Genomic DNA, 21,041 nt, shown 5'->3' with positions numbered 1-21,041 from the left:
TGAGTTCCGCATGCACCAAACAGCGAGAGCAAACAGCCTGACCCAGGGGGAAGGGCTGTTTGATTTTCGGTTAAGAGGAGAGAGACGGTCATGACGAATAAAAGTACGATTGCCCAAGTGGGCCGCCATGTAGGGGAAACGGTTACAATCGGCGCTTGGGTAAACAATAAACGATCTAGTGGTAAAATTCAGTTCCTGCAACTGCGCGATGGTAGCGGGTATATTCAAGGGGTTATTGTGAAAAGCGAAGTGTCCGAGGATATTTGGAATGACGCCAAATCCTTGACTCAAGAGAGCTCCCTTTACGTTACTGGAGTGGTGCGTGAAGAACCGCGTAGCCAATCGGGCTTTGAATTAACGGTTACAGGCATTGAAATTATTCATTTGACCGAAAACTACCCGATTACACCCAAAGAGCATGGTGTAGATTTCCTGATGGATCATCGTCACTTGTGGCTGCGTTCCGCCAAGCAACGTGCTGTTCTGATCGTACGGGCGGAAATTATCCGTGCTGTACAGGAATTCTTTAACGGCAACGGCTTTACGAAGGTGGACCCACCCATTTTGACTCCTTCCTCTGCAGAAGGCACAACAGAATTGTTCCACATTAAATATTTTGATGAAGATGCGTATTTGACACAAAGCGGACAGTTGTATATGGAAGCCGCGGCAATGGCGCTGGGAAAAGTATATTCCTTTGGTCCAACTTTCCGTGCGGAAAAGTCTAAAACACGTCGTCACCTGATTGAGTTCTGGATGATCGAGCCTGAGATGGCTTTTGTGGATCATGAAGAATCCTTGCGCGTTCAGGAGCAGTTTGTAAGTCATATCGTGCAGTCTGTTCTGAAAAACTGTGCGAAGGAGCTTGAAACAATCGGACGCGATGTTTCGAAGCTGGAGCAAATTCAAGGCGAATTCCCACGTATTACGTATGATGAGGCGATTGCCTTCCTTCAAGGTGAAGGTTTCGATATTCCATGGGGAGAAGACTTTGGTGCTCCTCATGAAACGGCGATTGCTGAAAGATATAACAAGCCTGTGTTCATTACACATTGGCCGACTCACATTAAGGCATTCTATATGAAACCAGACCCGACCCGTCCAGAGGTTGTTCTGTGTGCCGATATGATCGCTCCTGAAGGCTACGGCGAAATTATCGGGGGTTCCCAACGGATTGATGATCCAGCATTGATGGAAGAACGTTTTAACGAGCATAACTTGGCTCGTGAAGCCTACCAATGGTATATGGATTTACGCACCTATGGTACCGTTCCGCATTCCGGCTTTGGACTGGGCCTGGAGCGTACAGTAGCATGGATTTGTGGACTCGATCATGTACGTGAAACGATTCCGTTCCCACGTATGCTGTATCGTTTGTATCCGTAACCGATGACCGGATCATTCGACAAGACGTCAGCGGCAGAATGGGCGGAGGGAGTAGCCTTTGCTATGGAAGCCGGAATGGTCCAGATTCCCTACGCCCTGCTCAAGCATTATCGGACACTTCGGCTGACGGATGGTGAAATGCTGCTACTGATGCAGTTGCTTGCCTTTAAACAAGCAGAACGTAATGAATTTCCGACATGGGAACAATTGCAGTCACGTATCGGATGCACTGCGAACGAAATCGCACTCTATTTCAGTAAGCTCATGAAAGAAGGATTTTTGAGAATCGATTCCGTAGAAGACCGCAGCTCATCCGTACAATTCGAACGTTACAATTTGACGGGGCTGTACCGTAAGTTGGCAGAATGTATGATCGCTGAGCGTAATGAGCAGCACGATGAAGATGACATTTTGTTTGCCGGAAAGCCGGATTTACTGAATGGAATATCAGAATCCCCGCTTACAGAAGAACGAAATTTGTTCACGATTTTTGAGAAAGAATTCGGGCGCCCATTGTCACCGATGGAATACGAGACGATCACCAGCTGGGTGGATCAGGATCGGTATCCCGAGGAGCTGATTTTGCTGGCTTTGAAGGAAGCGGTATTTGCAGGGAAAGTACATTTCCGGTATATAGACCGTATTTTGCTGGAGTGGAGCCGAAACCGTGTTCGTAATGCACAGGATGCCAAAGAATACGCCCAGCGATTCCGTGGTGGCGGACGCAATTGATATATCGGTCTAAATAGGCTTTAATGATAGAGGACACACCATTCCGTCAGGAGGGTGTGTCCTTTTTTAAATATTTTTTTTCGAGATATGCAGGGGAAGGAAATTTCCTGGCGTCTATAGTATTGGGAAGGGGGAGAGCGTCATTGATATAGAGAGAATCATTGAACGAATACGGTCCGGTGACCGGCAGGCGTTCCGTGAGATCGTAGAGCTGTACAGCAAGCATGTATTTCATATCGCCTACTCGGTACTGCATGACAGCAAGGAAGCCGAAGATGCCGCGCAGGAGGCGTTCGTTCAGGTGTACAAGTCTCTCCCCCAGTACCGGAACGAAGGATTTAAAACGTGGCTGAGCCGAATTGCGCTCCACAAAGCGCTGGATATTAAGCGCAAACAGGACAGACGACCCGCAGAGCTTATAGACGTGGCACAATCCCTTGTACAGCTCCCTTCCCGGGATGAGGATGTGCTGGCCCGTCTCATCCGCGAGGAGCAAACTGTAGAACTATCGCAAAAAATTGCCCAGTTGCCCCAGCAACATCGGGATATTATTCAAGCCTATTATATGCAGGGCAAAACTTACGATCAAATTGCAGAAGAGACGCAGGTAGCTTTAAAAACAGTAGAGTCGAGACTTTATCGGGCGCGGCTATGGATTCGAAATCACTGGAAGGAGGAGGAATGGCAATGACTGACCAACAAGATAAACCGTGGATTGAAGGGAAATCGAATGACTGGCATGCTTACATTGCAGGAACTTGCACGATAGAAGAATCTGCCCGGCTGGAAAAGCTACTGCTGGAAGACGAACAGGCGCTGATGTTATATCTTGTTGCACTGGAGCAACTGGAGTCAACTTTAAAAGATTATTCTGCCTGGATGGATACGGAGCGCTTCACAGATCAGGTAATGGCCGTTCTTCCCGAGATAGAAGCTGAACCGAGTCAAGTTATGTTTAAAAAACGCCGCTGGTTTGAAAAACCTGTGTTTCATTATGTTGTCGCCGCAAGCCTAACGTTGATCTTGTTGTCCAGTGGAGCCTTTGACAAAATGATGCCGCAAATAGACGGAAAGCCGATTCCTCCAAAAGAACGCGTTTCTTACAGTGAAGAGGTCATGCGAGCTACAACAACCTGGCTCGATAAATTAAAGCCCTAAATCATCGGATAAAGGCTGAGATGAAAAAACTCAAAAATAACAACCTTCAATTGGGAACTTTATCAAAATCCCATAAATAGAAAGGAAGTGTAGCGATGCCTTATACGGAAAGAAGCAAGCTCTTGGCATTTCTATTGAACATCATTCCCGGTGTGGGACACTATTACTGGACCCGAAAAGCCAATGCGTTTGTATACACCATTTTGTTTTTCGGATGTCTGGCGGGAGGATTATTTTTTTCAGTGATATCAAGTGACGAAATGCCTTTATTGGCCAGTATGTTTGTTGCCGCCCTTTTCTGGGGACTCAGCACGCTGCATATCATGATTAGCTTGTTGCGTTATGATCCTCGTGCAGTCGCTGCTCCATACCCCCCTCATGCAGGGCCCAATCCATACGATTTTTACTCGCAAAATAGAGCTTATGGACAGGCTGGTTTAACAGGGGAGATGCCGGAGGGGGCAACACACGCAGATACGGATGTACCGGGAGCAGGAATGGGATATGGCCCGGGCTATAATAACCATTATCAACAAGGACACTATGGTATGGCAGGATCACCTGCTTTTCAAAGAGGATCGGAGAATGAACGCTTTTTTACGATTTTGCTGTCGTTCATTCCTGGATTGGGACACCTCCATTTGGGGCTGATGCAGCGTGGTTTGTCTTTTTTACTGTCCTTCTTTGGCTTTGGTGCGATTCTTATCTTTATTACTAGCATTACTAACGAATCCGGATTTTTGGCCTTTGCGGGCGTGTTGCCGATTATTTGGCTGTATTGCATGTTTGATGCGGTGCAGCATGTACATCGCAAACAAGCTGGAGAAATTCTTCAGGACCGGACTTTGTTTGAGGAACTGGAGCATGGAAGAATCGAGGGACGCCGAAGTAAAATGCTGGCTACCATTTTATCGGTATTTCCCGGTGCCGGACATATGTATATAGGTTTGCAAAAGCGTGGACTCCAACTCATGCTTTTGTTTTTAGGAGGCATCTATGTACTGGACGTGCTGCATCTTTCACTCTTTTTGTTCCTGCTTCCGGTGGTTTGGTTTTACAGTTTTTTTGATGCATTACAGCAAGTAAGCCGTTATGGACGGGAGCCGCTGATCGACAAACCTGTGATCGGTATGTTTGCACAATATCACCGCTGGGTAGGCTTGGGGTTACTATTGCTGGGCGCCTATTACATCTTAATTAACGTACTAGTTCCTACTCTGGATCGTCTGTTTCCAAACGGAGAGATTTATAATTTGGTTGACATGTATCTACGGACGATTATCGTATCCTTATTGTTGATCGGCGGTGGTATTTGGATGATGATTGGGAATTCCAAATCTAAACGAGTAAAGGAGAAGCAATAGAATGGATACTGAATTTTCAAAGAGTGAGGCTCCCTTAAAGGGAGTCCATCATCCTCATAGCGATGGAGGAGGTGCCACAGGTATATTGGGTACATCATCTAACAAAAATAGCTCCTCTAAAGCGTCAAACACTCCGGCAGGGGTGTGGAAAGTTGGAAGGCTGTCAATGGGACTTTTCCTTGTCCTGCTGGGGGGCGTAACGTTTGCCTCCAAGTTTTGGGGAGCGGGCATTCTGGACCAGGCGTTGACCTGGTGGCCTGTCGTTTTTGTTTTGCTGGGATTGGAAATTTTAATGTATACTGCTTGGAAAGGGACGCGTGAGCGCATTGGTTATGATTTGTTTAGTATGTTTATTACGGCGGTATTGGTTTTTTGCTGTATCGGATTTGCCTTGGTCAGTTCATTGGGAATCACTCCACAAGTCAGAGAAATAATGAGTTCGGTTCAGGAAACAAGGGTTCTCCCAGACTGGCATGAAAAACTACCTGCCGGAGTGAACAAGGTGATTGTACAAGGGGAAGATCCTTATGCGGTCAAAATTGACGCAACCACCTCACCAGAGGTGCATGTGTTTGGAAGTTATGTATACACAGGCAAAGAGGACGAATTAAAAGGACAAGATTTATATCAAACTAAGCAAATCGGCGATACCTTGTATGTATTACTGGGTCAAATTCCGACACGTTTTATGCAGACTCAGCAGCAGCTTGATGTTACGATTGCTGTACCTGAGGGAACTACGGTTACTGTGCGCGATAGCAGAGGAAATATAATTGAAAAATAGGGAGATCTTCCGGCTCCAACTTTACATTTCGTATCATTCACGCGATACTGGAAGGGAGGCCTGAGATGTCATCCATGTCGCTAGCTAATGGTGTATTTGCTTATCAGGCGAAACTTGATGATGTGCAGTCGAATAGCGATTGTGATCGGAAATGAGGGAGAAAAATGATTTCGTTGAATCCTGATACGCTTACAGGGCGTGAAAATTATAAGCTGTTGACTGGAAGTATTATCCCAAGGCCGGTAGCCTTTGTAACGACTTTGAGCAGCGAAGGGGTGCTGAATGGTGCGCCGTTCAGTTATTTTTCCATCGTAGCCTCTGAACCGCCACTGCTGTCTGTATCCGTACAACGTGTTGATGGAGTACCCAAAGATACAGCACGTAATGCGATGGAGCACAAGGCATTTGTCGTACATATCACAGACGAGGACAATGTGGGAGCAGTGAATGTGACGGCTTCCCGCCTGTTGCCGCAGGAGAGTGAGGTTGCACTGGCAGGCCTTACCCCGGTCAAAAGTACAAAAATCGAAGTTCCCGGTGTGGCAGAAGCGAAAATACGCATGGAATGTATTCTGGAACAAGTTATACCGTTGGGAGGCAAGGAGGACTCACCTGCCTGTGATCTGTTAATCGGACGCGTAGTGCAGTATCATTTGTCCGAGGAAGCATACCAAAATACGTATGTGATTGCTAAGGAGTTGCGTCCAGTAAGTCGGTTGGCTGGGAACAACTATGCGAAGCTAGGAGAGCAATTCACGCTGGAGCGTCCCCAATAGGGGGCGTTTTTTTACAGCATGCCTAAGATTTTATGTGGCTAGTAGAATAGAATACCCTAATTATAAAAAAGAGAACGTTCCTGTGCTATCGCTTAGGCTCCGTTCTCGATATTCAATGGCCACTTTTACAAATAATGATAAGCATCTTTGATATTTATGAGTTTATTTACTTCAAAGTTTTCAGCAGCAGGGAGCGATAGGTCGTTTCAAACAAAAATTCAAACGCCTCCAAATGCTTTTTAGCCTCAAATACATCACTGCCCCACGCATAAATGCCGTGGTTACGCAATAAAATTCCAGGCACCTGATCATTTAGCACACCGGGCACCAGCTTGGCAATCGAGGCAATATCTGCGTAATTAGGCAGTACAGGAATATCAATCGCAGCATTTTCGTCCCAAATGTTAAAAGCCTTGATCAGCTCAATACCTTGGATAGGTACAGCGCCTTGCTCACCGTAATATTCGGAAATCAGATTATTAAACACGGTATGCACATGAAAAACGGCTCCGCAGCCTGTCAGGCGGTAAATTTCGCAATGTATAAGCGTCTCTGCGCTTGGCTTGAGGTTTGTCGCTTCTGCCGCTTTTCCGTACTGGTCTACGAACAGAAAATCTTCCGGAGTACGCTTGGTTTTATCCTTACCGCTGGCGGTGACTCCAAAATAAAATTGTTCGGGATGAAAGTCACCGATTCGGATCGACAAATTGCCGCTCGTGCCTGGGAACCAGTTGCGAGATGCGAATAGTTCTTTGACATCAGCGAGTTCTTCCAGTGCGCGGCGTTTTTCTTCCAATGAAATGTCTGCCAAGTTAAAACTCATTTACAGCACCCCTTGCTCCTGTTTTTGCTTTAAATCCTCGATAATGTCATCAAATGTTTCAAAGGGTACATGTGGTACGCCAAGCTCTTGACACTTTAAAGTCAGATGCGAACGGGAGTACACAAGATCGGCAATTTTAGCTCCTTCAAAATCGGTCAGGCTGTCGCCGATCAAAATCCGTTCGTATTGTCCGGAAGGATATTGACGAATTACAGTCGTTTTACACATGCCACAATCATTTGTACACGGTTCCTCACATGGATGCGGCCACGTAATCTGGATGCGCTCCCCGGAAAAATCCGCTCCGTTGCAATAGACGTGGTCGTGTGGAATGTCAAAGGGTTTTAGCAATGGATCAATAAAAAAATCAATGCCGCCACTGGTGACGAAAAATTGAATCTGCTGCTCTCGTACATAGTCCAAAAAGCGTGCAAAGCCCTCGCGTATACCAGCTTGTCCAAGTACATATGAGATAATTTCGTCCTTTTGTTCCGAAGGCATCAGGGCGAACATCGCACCTACGCCTTCACGAATGGATGTATGCCCATTTACGATTTGATGCATGATGGGCTCACAGCCTGTAGGCTGAAAATGCTTCATAATGGCGACAATATTGTCGCTGTTCGTAATTGTCCCGTCAAAATCGCAAAAAATGACGGGTTTCTTTGCTATGATCATCGTTCGCCTCCCCATGTGTCGAGCGCAGATTGCAGCTCGGGGTGAGTATGGGCGTATTCTGCCAGGGGGACATTCTGCTGTACCGCTTCAATCGCCTGCACAAAGGCGCGCCCACCAGCTTCTGTACCCAGCGGATGACCGTGAATCCCGCCCCCGGCGTTGACCACGACGTCAGTACCAAAATCACGTACAATGAGCGGCACGAGGCCCGGGTGAATCCCTGCGGAAGGGACAGGCATGCTGGCCTTCAGCGGTAGATCAGGGTTGATCAGCTCATCGCGGATTGCCATGTTTTCGTCACGCGGCATCGTCACTGAGCCGTAGGGAGAAGGGAAGAGCACGAGGTCAGCGCCAGCCAGCCGCATAAGCTGACCGAGTAGGACGGACGCCGATATACCATAATGTGGCGATGGATAAACAGCACCCGCTAACGAAGGATGGGCTGCAATCGGCACCGAGACGGCGGGATCGCTGCTAAGTTCATGCAGCACATCGTAACCGTAGGCCAACACGTTAAACAGTAACGCGTTGGCACCCGCATCAATGGCCTTGAGAGCTTGTGTCTTAAGCTGCGAGGTCGGTCCCGTTAAATTAGCGGCATACAGCAGCTTTTTACCGGTTTCACGCTCAGCCGCTTTGGCGGCTTTGATGCAGGCTTCGACACGTTTTTCAATCGGCGTCAGCGCGTTTTCAAATAAGATCTCGTCGTCCTTGATCAGATCAACACCACCGAGAGCCTGCCGGGTAAACTGTTCACGAAGTTCGTCCAAATTGAGGCCAATTACAGATTTGAAAATGCTCATGAGCAGGGGGCGATCATACACGCCAAGCTGCTCGCGCAAGCCGCTGATACCGAATTTCGGTCCTGGAAAAGCAGAGCGGAATGCTTCCGAGATACCCAGCTTCGTTAGCTTAATTCGGCCGTCCATCGAAATTTTGCCGAAGACCGTGACCAGCAGAGCGGGAATGTCTCGGCTGAAGTTGACATCCGGGTAAGCGATGGTCAGGTCCGCGTACCGTTCACCGGGACCTCCATCGTGAATATCCACAGAATGAACCGAGCCAAGATGCTTTTGCATCGCGTCCCGTTTGGCTTGCGGGAGCTCAGTCCAGCTGCCCACCGTCATGCCGATGGCAATAGATTGGGCCTTTTGGTTAAAATCGGCTTTGTCATCGTATACCCGGTAGGTCGCCAAGCAATAGCTCATTCAATTCCCTCCTTGAGTACAGCTCCCATCTCGCGGGATCGTTCAGCGCACCGCTGTACCGCCGCAATTACTGTTTCGTAGAAGTCACCTTTGTCCAGCATTTCCAATGCAGCTACCGTAGAGCCATTAGGAGACATAATTTTGTGGCGAAGGGCAGAAGGCTCCTCTCCGGTTTGCTGCACCATACGTGCCGCTCCAAGCGCGGTTTGCACCGTTAGTTCGTGCGCTTGCTCAGGGGTCAAGCCACCACGGATTCCTCCGGCAATCATGGCTTCCATCAGGTAGTAGACATACGCAGGGCCGCTTCCAGATATCCCGGTCAAAACATCCATTTTCTCTTCTTCTATAACCGTTACCGTACCTACAGATTCGAACATTGTAAGCACGTTTTTACGCTGGATTTCGCTGATCTCCTTGGAAAAGCTAATACCTGTGGCTCCCAGCCCAATTGAGCTGGATGTATTGGGCATCGTCCGTGCGATCGGCTGCTTGCGACCCAGCAACGTTTGCATCGTACGAATAGACAATCCGGCGATTACCGAAATGATCAGCTGCTCATCAGACAGAAGTGGGCCGAGCTGTCCAAGTGCTTGTGCAGCATCCTTGGGCTTCATGGCAAGCACAATGACCGGAGAACGACGCAGAAGCTCGGTTTTGGCGGCATCCTCGGTTTGGAACAAGACTCCATATTGCTTTTGAAGTTCCTCAAGGCGAGCCTGATTACTGCGGTTGATGACGGTAATACCACTAGGTTTGACAACAGAACGAGCCGTCATTCCGCGAATAATAGCCTCTGCCATTGATCCTGCCCCGAAAAATGTAATTTGCTCATTAATTAAAACCTTTGTTTGTGATTCACACATAGATTCATAACCTCCAAGGATACAGATTGATTTAAGTTATTATTCCCTGATTTGTCCAGTACCGTACACGCGATATTTGGTTGAAGTCAAGGCAGGCAATCCCATTGGACCGCGGGCATGTAATTTTTGTGTGCTGATTCCGATCTCGGCACCAAACCCAAATTCGAAGCCATCCGTGAAGCGAGTGGATGCATTGTGGTACACGGCTGCCGCGTCCACTTCTTGCAGAAAACGCTCGACATGTGCTTTGTCCTCGGTGACAATACACTCTGAATGCATCGTACCGTAACGGGCAATATGCTCCAGTACTTCGTCCAGATTGTCCACGACCTTTACGTTCATAATGTAATCATTATACTCAGTGCCATAATCCTCTTCTGTAGCAGGAACAGCCCTAGGAACCAATTCTCGTGTGCGTGCACAGCCGCGTAGCTCAACCCCCGCATCACGAAAGCGTTCTGCCAATCCTGTTAAATGTGCTTTTGCATAATCCGAGTGTACGAGCAATGTTTCCATCGAGTTACACACGGACGGTCTTTGCACCTTGGCATTCAGTGTAATCGCTTCGGCCATTGCGGTATCCGCTGTAGCATCCAAAAAGGTATGGCATACACCAGCTCCGGTTTCGATGACAGGTACGGTAGCGTTCTGAACAACATTTTGAATGAGTGAACGCCCGCCGCGTGGAATAATTACATCCAGCAAGCCGTTCAAGGTGAGCATTTCGTTGACCGAGGCACGGTCTGAATCTTCAATAAGTTGAAGCGCCTCGCGTGGCACAGCTGTTGCGTCTAGTGCCTGCTGGAGTACTTCGATAATCTTGCGGTTGGAGAAGAGGGCGGCCGAACCACCGCGTAGCACAACCGGATTGCCTGTTTTCAAGCACAGGCCCGCGGCATCCACGGTTACATTTGGACGCGCTTCATATATGATGCCGATGACACCCAGCGGTACACGTATCTTCTCAATTCGCAGGCCGTTTGGACGTTCAATTTGCTCAAGGGTGTCGCCGACCGGGTCAGGCAGTGCCACAATTTGGCGTAATCCTTCGGCAATAGCTCCGATTCGGTCCTCGGTCAGCTTGAGGCGGTCGAGCAGAGATTCTGATGTTCCCTGTTCCCGTCCACGTTTCAGGTCATTATGGTTTGCTGCAATCAGCTCTTCAGTATGATTTACTAGAGCTTCAGCCATAGCAAGCAATGCTTCGTTTTTCTGTGCTGTAGTCAGGCGGTTCATGACCCCGGCACTTTTTTTAGCAAGATTCGCTTTGGTTCGTACTTCGCTAAACTGGTTCTCCTCGGTTGCAGCTGTGTTAGTCGTTAAATCACTCATGTTACGGCCTCCCTACATACATAATGTAATCCATTCATCCCTGTGGATCACCTCAAGCCGGTGAATGGGACCAATTTTGCCCACAACCTCGCCGCTGGGTAATCCTTGTACATTTCGGAGCTGTTCATCGTCATAATTGACGATGCCGCGTCCTAACACTTTATTTTCCGGTCCGAGCACCTCAACGACATCTCCGGCATGAAAGCTGCCCTCGACACGTCGTACGCCAACCGGAAGTAGACTGTGTCCTCCGTGAACCAACGCTTCCTCAGCCCCTTCGTCTACATGCACTGCGCCCAGAGGGGTGGACATAAATCCAAGCCACTGTTTTTTCATCGGAAGTGAAGAGAGGTGGGTGTCAAAATAAGTTCCCGGTCCGTGTCCTTCGACGGCTGCGTCTAGATCACCATTCGCGCTTACGCGTCCCACATATACAGGTACACCGCCGCGTGTAGCGACTTTGGCAGCTTCGATCTTGGATCGCATGCCGCCAGTACCTACAGACGATCCAGAACCTCCAGCTAATGCATAAATCTCCTCTGTAATTTCTTCGATACGTTCAAAACGTACGGCATTCGGATGCTTGCGCGGATCTGCCGTATATACGCCATCGGTGTCCGTAATGATAATCAGATGCTGTGCTTTGACCAGATTGGCAACCAGCGCGGACAGCATATCGTTATCGCCGAATTTCAATTCGTCAATCGATACAGTATCATTTTCGTTAAAAATCGGGATAACCTGCTGGCGCAGCAATTCTTCTACGGTCATTCCGGCATTATTCATCCGTTTGCGGCTCAAAAAGTCACTACGGGTTAGCAGAACCTGCGCGATCACTAGGTCAAAATCTTTAAAAGCCTGCTCATAGGCCTGCATGAGAAGAGCTTGGCCAACAGCTGCTGCCGCCTGCTTTTCATGCAGTAGCTTAGGGCGAAACGGGTACCCAATCTCCCTGAATCCGGCGGCTACTGCGCCTGATGTAACCAGCAGCACTTCATGACCTTTTGCACGAAGCAAGCTGATTTCCCGGGCAAAATAAGCGATGGCTTCCCGATTCAAGCCACCTTCCACTCCAGTCAGAGAGCTGCTTCCGATTTTAATGACGATTCGTGTTGACAAGACGTCCACTTCCTTAATTTTACTCTTTTTAATGCAAAAAAACTTCCATCCTTTGTATGCAAAGGACGAAAGTTTGTGCTTCCGCGGTACCACCTTCATTGATGATTCATGATCATCCCACTTGAAACCTGTTAACGGCAGGGACCGCCTGATTGCGCAGGGCGCTCGGGGATAGGAGTTGGGAGAGAGTCCAGGTAAATTCTTGCAGCCTATCGGAATTTACTCTCTGAACAGGACCGAGTCTCTCTTAATAGTCCCTTCAACGCGCTAAATGATATTGGATACAGAATACCACGAAAAGACCAGGTTTGGCAAAGAAGTTGTGGCTGGAAAATACGGCTTAACCAAACAGGTTTAGCTTGCCAATTCGATCAGCCGCCTCGGTCAGTCGAGTTTCTGAGCTCAGCAGCCCCGCTCGCACATATCCTTCGCCGCCGCTCCCGAAGCCGATCCCTGGAGCGACAGCCACCTTGGCTTTCCGCAACAGCAGATCGGCAAAAGAAGCCGAAGTATAGCCCTGCGGCACAGGCAGCCAACTGAAAAAGGAGCCACTTGGGCGCGTCGCCTTCCAGCCTATTTGCCCAAGTGCATCATAAAAAGCGTTACGGCGTGATTCATAGCGGGCTACCAGCTCGCCTACGCAGTTCTGCGAGGCCGTCAGGGCTGTCGCCGCTGCTGCCTGAATGCCGCCAAACAAGCTTACATAAATATGATCCTGTAGCAGATTAATCATCGAGATGATTTCGGCATTACCGAGCGCGAAACCAACACGCCAGCCCGCCATATTGTACGTTTTGGACAAGGTATAGAACTCAATCCCCACGTCTTTAGCACCCTCTGCCTGGAGGAAGCTCACCGGACGTTCGCCATCAAATCCAATAGCGCCATAGGCGAAATCACTGGCAACCACAATACCGTTACGTTGCGCGAATTCAACCGTATCCTCGTAAAAAGAAAGTGGAGCCGTTGCCGAGGTTGGATTATTCGGATAGTTAAGGAACATTAACTTGGCGCGGCGGCGGTCTTCCACGGAAATGGCTTCATAATCGGGCAAAAAACGGTTCTCTTCCTTTAATGGGAGAAAAGACATTTCCGCTTTAGCCAAGGCTACACCAGACCAGTAGTCCGGGTAGCCGGGATCAGGGACGAGACACACATCGCCGGGATTGAGTAAGACTTGCGGCAGCTGAACCAAACCTGTTTTTCCGCCAAACAGGATGGCGACCTCGGTTTCAGGGTTGAGCGTCACACCGTAATCCTCCTGATAGCGCTGGGCAACGGCTTCCTTGAGAAAGCTGTAACCGCGAAATGGCGAATATTTATGATACAGCGGGTTATCCGCTGATTCCTGCAAAGCTTTTACAATATGAGAAGGAGTGGGAGTGTCGGGGTTCCCCTGTCCGAGGTTAATGACATCATGTCCCGCCGCAATTTCACGGTTTACATTTTGTACAAGTGTGGCAAAAAATTGAGTAGGTAACTGTTTCATGACGTCAGCGAAGGGAATAGAAAAATGAGTCATCAATACACACGACCTTTTGGAATAGTTTAAGAAATAATCTATCACGATTTTACCGAGTTGTATAGGAGGAATTAAGCTTGCATGGTTGCGTAATCCAGACTGATCGGGCTATGATGGGGGAAAATACCGGATAATGGGTCGCGGGAAGCTCCGGCTCACAAGGAGGATGAAGGATTTTGAAGTATCAGGAAGCTCAGCCGTTCAGTGTTGCACTCATACAAGCTCATATAGAGATAGGAAATCCCCCGGAAAACCGCAGTCATATCCAAGCTTTAATGGAACAAGCGATGAAAACCGAACTGAAGCCGGATCTGATTGTCCTGCCGGAAATGTGGAATACGGGCTATGCCTTGGATCGCATTCATGAGCTGGCGGATAAGGAAGGGACGGAGACTCGGGCATGGATAGCAGCGTTCGCCGCCACCCATCAAGTGAACGTAGTAGCTGGGTCAATCGCAGAGAAAAAGAGCGACGGTCATGTGTATAATACGATGCTCGTTTTTGACCGCACAGGCATAGAGGTTGCTTCGTATTCCAAAATTCATCTATTCCGACTTATGGATGAAGAAAAATATTTGCAGCCTGGCGAAGAAAAGGTTTTATTCGCACTGGATGGCGGTATTCAGGCAGGTGCGTCAATCTGCTATGATATCCGTTTTCCTGAACTAGCCCGAAGTTTGGCCTTGTCGGGCGCAAATTTGCTGATCGTACCCGCGGAATGGCCTCATCCCCGGCTTCATCACTGGCGTACCTTGCTGACCGCACGTGCTATAGAAAATCAAATGTATGTCATTGCTTGTAACCGGGTAGGTCGCAGCGGAGAAACTGATTTCTTCGGGCATTCGCTCATAATTGATCCATGGGGAGAAATCATTGCCGAGGGTGGAGAGCAGGAGGAGATTCTCACAGGAACGATTGAGTCTGCCTTGGTGCAGGACGTGCGTGGTCGTATTCCGGTGTTTGAAGATCGGCGTCCCTCACTGTATGACCGATAATCAGTGTAGAAAGGAATACTCCATGCTTAAGGAACGCATTGAATTTTTGTGTAAAAAGAAAAACTTGTCCCGTAAAGAGCTGGTAGACGGGTTGGTTACACCTGCACATTTTGCAAATATACTGGCTGACCGTTACCCTTTGGCAGAGGATTTGGCCGAGCAAATTGCTGGGCGTTTAGGTGTAAAACCATCCTACCTCTTGCGTGCAGCGGCAGAGGATGAGGAGACGCTGGCTACAGCGGATAAGATTTTCACAGAGCTGTCCAAGCTGGCTAATCCTGCCACGGAAAGCTATGTGGATCAGCTGGAGGATCGCAACGATTCGCTTGTGGTGGAAATGACGACTTATTTGATGAAGGCCGTATATTACCAGCAATTAAATGACCCAACGGCCTATGAATATTTACATCAGACCTATTTAAATTTTTATTTGGAGAAGTTTGGCCGTTCGGATGAGGTGGAGCTGCCCGCACCGCTAAAAAAAGCAATTTTATTTTATAAAATCCAGTTTTTCCGCTCTAAAAATCATTATTATGATGTGCTGAATAACGTTACGCAGCTAAGACGTCTGGTGGAAGAGGGGACGGAAAACTGGCTGAATGCGCAAAACATTATGATGGAGGCCTGTATTCAGGTCAAGCAATTTGATCAGGCAAAGCAGGTATTCGAGCAGACGATGCGCAGGGTATATGATGATCGGCTTTTTCACCGTTTGACGGGCCTGTATGTGGCTTACAGCGGATATTGTTTCGCCATGGGTTCTGTACAGGAAGCACTGTTAACGTTGTCTATGGCTGAGGCCAATTTGGTGTATTTGGAAAATGCACCAGATATGCTCACGACTATCCTGAACAACCGGATTATTATGCTAACATCGATTGGCGAGCTGGATAAGGCTTTGGAGGAAGTAGCACGTTTTGAAGCGCTGGTGAGCCGGGAGCGGGAGGAAATGCAGCAGATGATGCTGCCCGTTACGCTGATATATCGTTGTGAAATCGCATTTACCCGGAAAAACTGGGGGCTGCTGTCACAGCATTTGGATCAGCTTCGCCAAACCAATCTGACAATAGATCAGCAAATGGGGCTTGATTTTTATGAAAGCCAGCTTGCGCTTGCGCAAGGGAATCAGGATGCCTTTTGGACGCATGCCTTGCAATGCTTGCCTTATTTTGAAGCTATCCAGCATCCAGCACGGCTTGAACAATTATATGAAACGCTGGCTGTTGTGTCTGAGGACAGTCGTCGTTATAAAGAATCATCGGCTTATTATCGCAAACTGGTCTATCTTTTACGAAAAAAATAACCTGAAATCATTCGTTTTTCACAAAACTATCGGTTGGATCGTTCGAAGAATGCTCGGAAGTGTACAAAATTTTGTGCAAACCGTGCCAAAGTTCAAAAAAAAAACCGACAAAATACAGGTTAAAGCTCCTGTTTTTCCGGTTTTTTTGTATGCGCCAAAACGTATTGTGATGTCAGATACCGTCTTCTATACTGAATTCATAAGGTACGACAATACAAAATACGAGGTGCAACCACATGATGAACTTTTTCGGTAAAAAGAAAAAACAGCAGGATGCGATAGAACAAGCAGATCAACTGATGAATAAGGGTTTGTCCGGATTATTTATGAAAGGTTTGGTACCCAAAGAGCATCGGGAACAGATCAACCAAAGCCTAAACTCGGCAAGACAAGCTCAAACGGCAGCTAACAGTAGTTTGTTGATGTCGGCGACTGCGGTTGTTATTTCGGTAACAGATACCGGGAAGCTCGTGAATTTTGATCCGATCGTGGTGCTAGTGCTAGATGTGACGGAAGTAAACGGTAATCGATACCCAAAAACGTTGGAAACGCTCGTATCCAAGCTGCAAATTCCGCGGCCTGGAGATACGGTGGGTCTGGGGAGCAATCCGGTAAATCCATCGGAGCTGATTTATATGGGTCTGGTGACAGCGTAAATGAGTAGATCGTTTGAACAAATGATTGAAAAAGGGGCTTTGGAGGATGAAAGGATTTTTGAGTATGATCGGGGTACTTTTGGTGTTTGGTGTAGGCTTCTCACCATTTTTGGCTAACTATTTATGGGATGATCCATTTGTGATTATGGATGCCCCGTGGTATAGGCCGCTAATTTATATAGGCTTTGCACTGATTTTTCTACCAGGCATTTTAGGTGTGTTTTTTGGAGGCGGTAAGGTCAAGAAGGGTGTTCCTGGGGTTGGGATCATTACAAGTGTTCAGCAAACAGGGACTTATGTAAACAATCAGCCGCAGGTAAAGCTCGGGTTAACCGTAACCAAACATGGAGAAGACAAATATGCTACTGCGTTGACGACGATTATTCCGTTGACTTCCATGGCTCAATTTCAGCCAGGCTCAATCATTCCGTTGGTCGTATCGGAGAAAGACAAAATGAAAGTAGGACTTGACCTGAAAGGACAGGTGTCGCAGACGGATTTACAAGCGTTAATGAATGAGCAAATGGTCAAGCAGGGCGTATCGCCTGAACTGTTGGAAGTTGCCAAAACCGGTGAGCAGGCATATGCGAAGGTGCTGGATGTCACACCCATGGGGGAAGCAGGACCTAATAAAATTAAGCTTCAGTTTAAGCTGAGTGTAACGAAAAACAACGGCGATACATTTAATGTAACCACGCAAAAGGATGTTTTTTCTTCCCAACTATCCAAACTGCAGCAGGGAAGTATTATAGAGGTCATTTATTCACCTCAAGATCCTTCAAAATTAGTCTTTAAAACACAAGTGAGTGAAGCCGAGGTACAGCAAGCATTTGGTTCTTCTCGATAATAAAAAAGTTTTTCGATACCTGTTTCAGATACAGCCCATAGGTGTATTATAATAGTATCCCGACACCAGGAGGTTGATAACGATGGATAACCAAAGTAGATCCGAACTGGCGAATAGGGATGGCCTGTCACGGCCGAGAGGCTTAAATAGACAGGTTGTCGGAAACAATTATGAAATGGGCTATGATCAGGATAAAAGTCCACCAGATTTAGGGAGACCCTGATCACAAAAAGGCGAGGACAGGCACTTTGGGATCACACAGCACATTGGAACTGAGGTAGGACACTCTTGGGAGACCAAGGCTAGAGACCTTAAGGAAAGAAGTGATGCGGGATGGATAAAGTGGAGTTTCCGAGCAAGCGTAAAGTAATCAGGCGAGGCTGACATGAAATTCAAATGAACATGAAATGTGGTTCGTTGAAGACAGATGGAAGCAACATCGCAACAGTGTAATCGAACCCGTAAAGTAAATGAAGTATTGAAAGTATAGGGGGGAAGCCCCGGGACCGCCTTCTTCTCTGGCTTTGGCTAGGGAGGAAGACGGTCCTTTTCACATTGGAAGCTACTTTTGAGAAAGTTGCTCGACCGTTTCTCGGAAGGTATCAATAAAGGCTTCGGCGGCTTTAGACAAATAACGTCCGTTTCGGTAAGCAATGGCCAGGGTACGGCTAGGGGTAGGTTCGGCGAGTGGCAATAATGCTGGAACAAACTCGCTGCTGGCGGCCCGGGCGATAAAACGGGGGACGAGTGTCACTCCCATACCTGTCGCTACGAGCGATTGGAGCGTCTCCATATTAGTGCTCTCAAACACCACATTAGGTTCAAAGCCCGCTTGATGACACAAATCCATCGTCAGCTTGCGAAAGCCTTGCCCTTTTTTCAGCACGACAAAAGGCTCATCTTTCAGTTCTTCCATATGCACAGGCTGCGGATGGCCTCCGTTTTTACGCAGGGCTAGGGGGTGACCCGGAGGAACGGCAAGATCAATCCACTCTTCACCGATGGGCACATAGGAAAGTGTAGGTTCAACTAATGGAAGAGATAGCAGACTGAGATCTGTATCCCCACTGGCAGTTTTTTTCTCCAGATTCATGGATGAATCCTCGACTAACACGATTTCAATGTCCGGATGAGCCTTCTTGAATACAGGCAGCACATGCGGCAGCAAATGAGAACCTGTGATAGGCATACTGCCAACCACAACCTTCCCTTTTCGCAGTTGAGAAATGTCGTCCATTTCCTGCCGGAGCTGCTCGACTGCATCGACTATTTTTTTTGCCTTTTCTACAAAGCTTGCTCCTGCATGTGTTAATTCCACCGTGCTGGTGTTGCGTTGAAATAAAAGTACCCCAAGTTCTTTTTCCAGTTTGGATAATTGTTGGCTCAAAGAGGGCTGAGCAATATGCAGTTTTTCTGCTGCACGTGAGAAGTTTTTTTCCGCTGCAATTTGCAGGGTGTACTGAAGCTGTCTGAATTCCATCGAATTTTGCGCCCCTTGTCTTATAAGCTTTACCTATTACATCATAGACTGATTATACAATAATAAAAAGAAATTCCCAATCTTAACGAATCCCATGTGTCACAAGTTTTATATAGATGAAGCGTTTTTATACAAATAGAGTCTTTTAATACAGATAAGCAATTCATTTAACATTCTCCTAATAAAACGTGATTAATCTTAGTTCTGGTTGTACAAAAAAGTGTCTGGGAGGAAAATGAATGCTAAAATGTTGGGGGATACATACGAAAAAATCGGTGGCTGCACTCGTAGCGACTATGATGCTAGCAGTAAGCGGTGGGACGGCGATGGCAGTCGAAAAGGACACGTCGATTAAAAACGTAATTATTTTGATTCCAGACGGTATGGCTAATGACGCCACTGCACTGGCTAGATGGTACAAAGGCTCCTCCTTAACGTTAGACAGCATGGCAAGCGGCATGGTGCGTACGCATTCTGCGGATGCTCCAATTGCCGATTCTGCTCCAGCGGGTACTGCTTTTGCCACAGGACATAAATCACATACTGGGTATGTAGGTGTCCTTCCTGATGAAGCGACAATGCCTGGACAACAACCCATTGCAGCGGGTGACGCCAAAAAGCCTGTAGCTTCCATTCTTGAGGCTTCCAAGCTGGCAGGAAAATCGACCGGAATTATTGCGACTTCCGAGATTATGCATGCGACACCAGCTGATTTTACCGCACATTATCCTGATCGTAAAAATTATGATGCACTCAGCATGCAGCAAGCCTACAACGGGGTTGACGTAGTGTTAGGTGGAGGCGGCAAGTTTTTGGAGGCAGCAGGGCGTAAAGATGGCCAAGATTTGGTAGCCCAAATTAAAGACCAGGGTTATGACTTTGTCACGACACCTGAAGGGTTGAAAAAATCGACCTCCAGCAAGCTCTGGGGCAGCTTTTCTCCCGAAGCCCTTGCGTATAACCTGGATCGCGATGCATCCAAGGAACCTAGTCTGGCGGAAATGACATCGAAAGCAATTGATGTGTTGTCCAAAAACGATAAAGGCTTCTTCTTAATGGTAGAAGGCAGTAAAGTGGATTGGGCCGCCCATGCAAATGATCCAACCGGAATTATCAGTGACGTGCTTTCATTTGACGATGCAGTGAAAGTTGCTGTGGATTACGCCAAACAAAACCAAAATACAGTCGTCGTAGCAGTGACAGACCACGGAAATGGTGGATTGACGATTGGTAGCAGCGATACAACTAGCAATTATGATAAAACACCTTTAGCTTCTTTTATAGACCCGCTGAAAAAAGCGAAGCTGACGGGTGAAGGCTTGGAAGCCAAGCTGAATGCAGATCGCAGCAATATTAAAGAGGTGCTTTCCACATATTTTGGCATCACCGATTTGACAGACGAAGAAGTAAAAACCATTAAAGATGCCAAAGAAGGCAGCATGAACTATGCTGTCGGACCGATCATTAGCAAACGTGCGAATATTGGCTGGACTACAGGCGGACATACAGGAGGCGATGTCGTGTTGTACACGTATGCGCCGAACGGAGACCGTCCAACCGGTGTAATCGACAATACAGATGTCAATAAATATATGACACGTTTACTTGGACTGGATTTGGATACGGTCAGCAAGCAGCTTTTTGTTCCTGCAAAAGCCGCTTTTGAAGCTAAAGGAGCCAAGTTTACTGCGGACACGAAAGTCATTACAGTGACCAAAGGCAGTAACAAGCTGGAGCTTCCAGTATACAAAAATATAGCTACGCTGAATGGTAAAAATACCACGCTCAACGGTGTAGTTGTATTTAACGGCGTTGATTATTTTGTACCCCAGCAGGCGATTGATTTGATTTAGTAGTAAGCAGAACCATCGACAAGGGCTGTTTCTTCCATTAGAGGGAGAGACAGCTTTTTTGTGTGTTGATATAAATGTGTATTTTTTGGGGCAGAAGTTGGAGGCGGTTTTTATAAAATGGGATTTTTTGTGAAACTAATCACGTTATAAGCTCTCCGATAT

At 47.5% G+C, this 21,041-nt stretch carries 21 protein-coding genes; 13 read left to right on the top strand and 8 right to left on the bottom strand.

Translation table 11 applies throughout. The features are described 5' to 3' along the window. Window positions 1–90: 90 nt before the first annotated feature. The 7 genes from asnS to G9G54_RS07775 all read left to right on the top strand — a co-directional run bounded on the left by asnS (window position 91) and on the right by G9G54_RS07775 (window position 6,200). Window positions 91–1,386, top strand: coding sequence for an asparagine--tRNA ligase (gene asnS, locus G9G54_RS07805; protein WP_013310674.1), 1,296 nt, complete (start codon window positions 91–93; stop codon window positions 1,384–1,386). Window positions 1,387–1,389: 3 nt separating this feature from the next. Further along, window positions 1,390–2,118, top strand: coding sequence for a DnaD domain-containing protein (locus tag G9G54_RS07800; protein WP_069289808.1), 729 nt, complete (start codon window positions 1,390–1,392; stop codon window positions 2,116–2,118). 70 nt (window positions 2,119–2,188) lie between these two features. Continuing rightward, window positions 2,189–2,809: an RNA polymerase sigma factor gene (locus G9G54_RS07795; protein WP_155729679.1), complete on the top strand. Its 621-nt coding sequence runs from the start codon at window positions 2,189–2,191 to the stop codon at window positions 2,807–2,809. Continuing rightward, on the top strand, window positions 2,806–3,276 hold the full coding sequence (locus G9G54_RS07790; protein WP_165177179.1) for a hypothetical protein: 471 nt from the start codon (window positions 2,806–2,808) through the stop codon (window positions 3,274–3,276). Before G9G54_RS07795 ends, G9G54_RS07790 begins: the two co-directional genes overlap by 4 nt. A gap of 95 nt (window positions 3,277–3,371) precedes the next feature. Next, window positions 3,372–4,640, top strand: a complete 1,269-nt coding sequence (locus G9G54_RS07785) for a multi-tm2 domain protein (protein ID WP_165177177.1) — start codon at window positions 3,372–3,374, stop codon at window positions 4,638–4,640. Window position 4,641: 1 nt separating this feature from the next. After that, window positions 4,642–5,424, top strand: a complete 783-nt coding sequence (locus G9G54_RS07780; RefSeq protein ID WP_165177175.1) for a hypothetical protein — start codon at window positions 4,642–4,644, stop codon at window positions 5,422–5,424. A 164-nt stretch (window positions 5,425–5,588) separates the two neighbouring features. Next, window positions 5,589–6,200 carry a flavin reductase family protein gene (locus tag G9G54_RS07775; protein WP_165177173.1) on the top strand — a complete coding sequence of 204 codons (612 nt, stop codon included), beginning with the start codon at window positions 5,589–5,591 and terminating at the stop codon, window positions 6,198–6,200. 166 nt (window positions 6,201–6,366) lie between these two features. On the opposite strand, the gene mtnB is transcribed toward G9G54_RS07775, so the two are convergent. The 7 genes from mtnB to G9G54_RS07740 form a co-directional block, all read right to left on the bottom strand. Further along, on the bottom strand, window positions 6,367–7,023 hold the full coding sequence (gene mtnB / locus G9G54_RS07770) for a methylthioribulose 1-phosphate dehydratase (protein ID WP_165177171.1): 657 nt from the start codon (window positions 7,021–7,023) through the stop codon (window positions 6,367–6,369). Next, complete coding sequence (locus G9G54_RS07765) at window positions 7,024–7,701, bottom strand: 2-hydroxy-3-keto-5-methylthiopentenyl-1-phosphate phosphatase (RefSeq protein WP_165177169.1); 678 nt, start codon at window positions 7,699–7,701, stop codon at window positions 7,024–7,026. It abuts the gene before it with no gap. Further along, window positions 7,698–8,909 (bottom strand): 2,3-diketo-5-methylthiopentyl-1-phosphate enolase, encoded by a 1,212-nt coding sequence (locus G9G54_RS07760; RefSeq protein WP_165177167.1) that lies wholly within the window; start codon window positions 8,907–8,909, stop codon window positions 7,698–7,700. The genes G9G54_RS07765 and G9G54_RS07760 overlap by 4 nt, the downstream gene beginning before the upstream one ends. After that, on the bottom strand, window positions 8,906–9,772 hold the full coding sequence (gene proC / locus G9G54_RS07755) for a pyrroline-5-carboxylate reductase (protein WP_165177165.1): 867 nt from the start codon (window positions 9,770–9,772) through the stop codon (window positions 8,906–8,908). The genes G9G54_RS07760 and proC overlap by 4 nt, the downstream gene beginning before the upstream one ends. A gap of 39 nt (window positions 9,773–9,811) precedes the next feature. After that, window positions 9,812–11,104 carry a glutamate-5-semialdehyde dehydrogenase gene (locus G9G54_RS07750; RefSeq protein WP_165177163.1) on the bottom strand — a complete coding sequence of 431 codons (1,293 nt, stop codon included), beginning with the start codon at window positions 11,102–11,104 and terminating at the stop codon, window positions 9,812–9,814. Window positions 11,105–11,116: 12 nt separating this feature from the next. Then, window positions 11,117–12,322: a glutamate 5-kinase gene (gene proB, locus G9G54_RS07745; RefSeq protein WP_069289799.1), complete on the bottom strand. Its 1,206-nt coding sequence runs from the start codon at window positions 12,320–12,322 to the stop codon at window positions 11,117–11,119. A gap of 241 nt (window positions 12,323–12,563) precedes the next feature. Further along, complete coding sequence (locus tag G9G54_RS07740) at window positions 12,564–13,745, bottom strand: pyridoxal phosphate-dependent aminotransferase (RefSeq protein WP_165177161.1); 1,182 nt, start codon at window positions 13,743–13,745, stop codon at window positions 12,564–12,566. Window positions 13,746–13,921: 176 nt separating this feature from the next. Between G9G54_RS07740 and G9G54_RS07735 the strand changes: the two genes are divergently transcribed. The 5 genes from G9G54_RS07735 to G9G54_RS07715 all read left to right on the top strand — a co-directional run bounded on the left by G9G54_RS07735 (window position 13,922) and on the right by G9G54_RS07715 (window position 17,769). After that, window positions 13,922–14,740 (top strand): carbon-nitrogen family hydrolase, encoded by an 819-nt coding sequence (locus G9G54_RS07735; protein ID WP_165177159.1) that lies wholly within the window; start codon window positions 13,922–13,924, stop codon window positions 14,738–14,740. A gap of 22 nt (window positions 14,741–14,762) precedes the next feature. After that, entirely contained in the window at window positions 14,763–16,043 is a 1,281-nt protein-coding gene (locus G9G54_RS07730) for a helix-turn-helix domain-containing protein (protein ID WP_165177157.1), read from the top strand. 236 nt (window positions 16,044–16,279) lie between these two features. Continuing rightward, the gene (locus G9G54_RS07725) at window positions 16,280–16,699 is read left to right on the top strand and encodes a hypothetical protein (RefSeq protein ID WP_165177155.1); all 420 of its coding nucleotides are present in this window, start codon (window positions 16,280–16,282) and stop codon (window positions 16,697–16,699) included. A gap of 46 nt (window positions 16,700–16,745) precedes the next feature. Then, entirely contained in the window at window positions 16,746–17,546 is an 801-nt protein-coding gene (locus G9G54_RS07720) for a hypothetical protein (RefSeq protein WP_165177153.1), read from the top strand. Between the two features lie 82 nt (window positions 17,547–17,628). Continuing rightward, window positions 17,629–17,769 carry a hypothetical protein gene (locus G9G54_RS07715; RefSeq protein ID WP_023989112.1) on the top strand — a complete coding sequence of 47 codons (141 nt, stop codon included), beginning with the start codon at window positions 17,629–17,631 and terminating at the stop codon, window positions 17,767–17,769. A 339-nt stretch (window positions 17,770–18,108) separates the two neighbouring features. Here G9G54_RS07715 and G9G54_RS07710 read toward each other — a convergent pair whose 3' ends face one another. Continuing rightward, a complete protein-coding gene (locus G9G54_RS07710) occupies window positions 18,109–19,026 on the bottom strand; it encodes a LysR family transcriptional regulator (RefSeq protein WP_165177151.1) in 918 nt (305 codons plus the stop codon). A gap of 239 nt (window positions 19,027–19,265) precedes the next feature. On the opposite strand from G9G54_RS07710, the gene G9G54_RS07705 reads away from it, so the two are divergent. Beyond that, a complete protein-coding gene (locus G9G54_RS07705; RefSeq protein ID WP_165177149.1) occupies window positions 19,266–20,879 on the top strand; it encodes an alkaline phosphatase in 1,614 nt (537 codons plus the stop codon). Window positions 20,880–21,041: the final 162 nt, after the last annotated feature.

The organism is Paenibacillus sp. EKM212P, from assembly GCF_011066115.1.
Taxonomy (GTDB): domain Bacteria; phylum Bacillota; class Bacilli; order Paenibacillales; family Paenibacillaceae; genus Paenibacillus; species Paenibacillus polymyxa_B.
The sequence above is the reverse complement of the archived record's forward strand: the minus strand, read 5'-3'. Positions and strand labels throughout refer to the sequence as shown.

Bases quoted from the DNA above. Each gene is read 5' to 3' on its own strand.
- asnS (WP_013310674.1), top strand. From the start codon at position 91: ATGACGAATAAAAGTACGATTGCCCAAGTGGGCCGCCATGTAGGGGAA.
- G9G54_RS07800 (WP_069289808.1), top strand. From the start codon at position 1,390: ATGACCGGATCATTCGACAAGACGTCAGCGGCAGAATGGGCGGAGGGA.
- G9G54_RS07790 (WP_165177179.1), top strand. From the start codon at position 2,806: ATGACTGACCAACAAGATAAACCGTGGATTGAAGGGAAATCGAATGAC.
- G9G54_RS07785 (WP_165177177.1), top strand. From the start codon at position 3,372: ATGCCTTATACGGAAAGAAGCAAGCTCTTGGCATTTCTATTGAACATC.
- G9G54_RS07780 (WP_165177175.1), top strand. From the start codon at position 4,642: ATGGATACTGAATTTTCAAAGAGTGAGGCTCCCTTAAAGGGAGTCCAT.
- G9G54_RS07775 (WP_165177173.1), top strand. From the start codon at position 5,589: ATGATTTCGTTGAATCCTGATACGCTTACAGGGCGTGAAAATTATAAG.
- mtnB (WP_165177171.1), bottom strand. From the start codon at position 7,023: ATGAGTTTTAACTTGGCAGACATTTCATTGGAAGAAAAACGCCGCGCA.
- G9G54_RS07765 (WP_165177169.1), bottom strand. From the start codon at position 7,701: ATGATCATAGCAAAGAAACCCGTCATTTTTTGCGATTTTGACGGGACA.
- G9G54_RS07760 (WP_165177167.1), bottom strand. From the start codon at position 8,909: ATGAGCTATTGCTTGGCGACCTACCGGGTATACGATGACAAAGCCGAT.
- proC (WP_165177165.1), bottom strand. From the start codon at position 9,772: ATGTGTGAATCACAAACAAAGGTTTTAATTAATGAGCAAATTACATTT.
- G9G54_RS07750 (WP_165177163.1), bottom strand. From the start codon at position 11,104: ATGAGTGATTTAACGACTAACACAGCTGCAACCGAGGAGAACCAGTTT.
- proB (WP_069289799.1), bottom strand. From the start codon at position 12,322: ATGAAGGTGGTACCGCGGAAGCACAAACTTTCGTCCTTTGCATACAAA.
- G9G54_RS07740 (WP_165177161.1), bottom strand. From the start codon at position 13,745: ATGACTCATTTTTCTATTCCCTTCGCTGACGTCATGAAACAGTTACCT.
- G9G54_RS07730 (WP_165177157.1), top strand. From the start codon at position 14,763: ATGCTTAAGGAACGCATTGAATTTTTGTGTAAAAAGAAAAACTTGTCC.
- G9G54_RS07725 (WP_165177155.1), top strand. From the start codon at position 16,280: ATGATGAACTTTTTCGGTAAAAAGAAAAAACAGCAGGATGCGATAGAA.
- G9G54_RS07720 (WP_165177153.1), top strand. From the start codon at position 16,746: ATGAAAGGATTTTTGAGTATGATCGGGGTACTTTTGGTGTTTGGTGTA.
- G9G54_RS07715 (WP_023989112.1), top strand. From the start codon at position 17,629: ATGGATAACCAAAGTAGATCCGAACTGGCGAATAGGGATGGCCTGTCA.
- G9G54_RS07710 (WP_165177151.1), bottom strand. From the start codon at position 19,026: ATGGAATTCAGACAGCTTCAGTACACCCTGCAAATTGCAGCGGAAAAA.
- G9G54_RS07705 (WP_165177149.1), top strand. From the start codon at position 19,266: ATGCTAAAATGTTGGGGGATACATACGAAAAAATCGGTGGCTGCACTC.